Origin of the sequence: Paracidovorax sp. MALMAid1276 (genome assembly GCF_049198005.1) — a bacterium.
In the GTDB taxonomy this organism is placed as follows: Bacteria; Pseudomonadota; Gammaproteobacteria; order Burkholderiales; family Burkholderiaceae_C; genus Acidovorax.
The window spans coordinates 1-1,712 of record NZ_JBMIRS010000137.1 but is presented as its reverse complement, the minus strand read 5'-3'; the positions used below and the strand labels follow the sequence as shown (position 1 = coordinate 1,712).

The window sequence follows — 1,712 nt, the reverse complement described above, 5'->3', positions numbered from 1 at the left end:
CCAACATCCTGGCGCTGAACGCCGCCGTGGAGGCTGCGCGCGCCGGGGAACAGGGCCGGGGCTTTGCGGTGGTGGCCAGCGAGGTGCGCAGCCTGGCGCAGCGCAGCGCCGACGCGGCCAAGGAGATCAAGGCGCTGATACACGCCAGTGTGGAGCGCGTGGAGCAAGGCACCACCCTGGTAGACAAGGCCGGCGCGACGATGAACGAGGTGGTGAGCGCCATCCGCCGCGTGACCGACATCGTGGGCGAGATCAGCGCCGCCAGCAGCGAGCAAAGCGCCGGCGTGGCCCAGGTGGGCGAAGCCGTGACGCAGATGGACCAGGCCACGCAGCAGAACGCAGCGCTGGTGGAGCAAAGCGCGGCGGCTGCGGACAGCCTGAAGGTGCAGGCGCAGCAGCTGGTGCAGGCGGTGGCGGTGTTCCGGCTGTCGAGCAACGACCCGGGCACCGCCCCGCTGCACATCGCGCCTGCAGCCGGTCCGCTGCCGCCAAGGCTGGCTGCGGGCTGAGGCCGAGGTCGGCCCCGGAGCGATAGCGAGGGCGAGAGCGGATTCGGCTCCGGTATCGCCCCCCCTCTCCCATCGCGGGAGAGGGGCCGAGGGAGAGGGGGCGTGCGCTTGGTTTACCAGCAAAAAATAGCCTTCAGCGCTTATCCATAAAGCGCTGACAGCTATATTTTCAGTAGCAAAACCTGCACCAACCCGCTACGCCGCTTCTGCCACCGGCGCCGCCTGCTGCGCGGTCGCCAGCGTGGGCGAAGCCAGCTTGCGCAGGTAGGCCATGGTCTGCAGGCAGGCCTGGGCCACCTCGGTGCCCTTCTTCACGAAATGCTCACGGAAGAAGCGCACATGGTCCTCATGGTCGTGGAAGTCGCGCGGCGTGAGCACGGCCGACATCACGGGCACCTCGGTATCGAGCTGCACGCGCATCAGCCCGTCGATGACGGCGGTGGTCACAAACTCGTGGCGATAGATGCCGCCGTTGACCACCAGCGCACAGGCCACGATGGCGTCATAGCGCCCGCTGCGCGCCAACTTGCGCGCCAAGAGCGGAATCTCGAACGCGCCGGGCACATCGAACAGCGCCACCTGCGCGGGCGGCAGACCGTGGCGGTCGAACTCGGCCAGGGCCGCGTCGCGCGCCTGGTGCACGATGTCCTGGTGCCAACTGGCACTGATGATGGCCACGCGGGCGCCCCGGTGGGCGGCGACGGGGGCCAGAGGGGAGACAGTAGAAGAAGACTGATTCATGGGTTCCTCAAAACAGGTAAAGCCAGAATCAGGGCGCGCGCGAACACGGCACCCACACAACGGCGGCGCAGGCTACAGCGCCTGCCAACGGGCAAAAAGCACGCAGGCAAACGTCGATGGCCCACCGCCCGTGACGGGCGCTGTGGTTTTCGCGATCTCTTTCATCCGGACTGTGACCGTCGGCTCTGGTTTCGCACCAGATCTGCTGACCCTGCAGGCTGATCCGAAGAACGGCACCGCAGGCGCTCGCGGGCTCTTGCTGGCTTTTCTTCAGCCAACAAATACCGCCGGTGGGGAATTCCGCCCCGCCCTGAGAACGCTGTCGGCCCCGAAGGTCATTCGGGGCCGACGGGTGGGATTTTAGAACGTGTTGACGATCTCCCAGGGGTCGCGCAGCGGTCTTGTCGGGATGGGATGCAAGGCGCGGTGCGCAGTGGATAGCCCGGCTATCCACAAGCGCCG

Annotated in this window: 2 protein-coding genes and 1 riboswitch; of the genes, one reads left to right on the top strand and one right to left on the bottom strand. The window is 67.2% G+C overall.

The genetic code is table 11. The annotated features are described in order from the left end of the window. Positions 1-509 (top strand): methyl-accepting chemotaxis protein (locus tag ACOQFS_RS09400; RefSeq protein ID WP_421562634.1); only part of this gene is annotated, 509 nt, incomplete at its 5' end. A 195-nt stretch (positions 510-704) separates the two neighbouring features. Here ACOQFS_RS09400 and ACOQFS_RS09395 read toward each other — a convergent pair. Further along, positions 705-1,250 (bottom strand): 6,7-dimethyl-8-ribityllumazine synthase, encoded by a 546-nt coding sequence (locus tag ACOQFS_RS09395; RefSeq protein ID WP_421562633.1) that lies wholly within the window; start codon positions 1,248-1,250, stop codon positions 705-707. Positions 1,251-1,399: 149 nt separating this feature from the next. After that, positions 1,400-1,572, bottom strand: a riboswitch (FMN riboswitch). Positions 1,573-1,712: the final 140 nt, after the last annotated feature.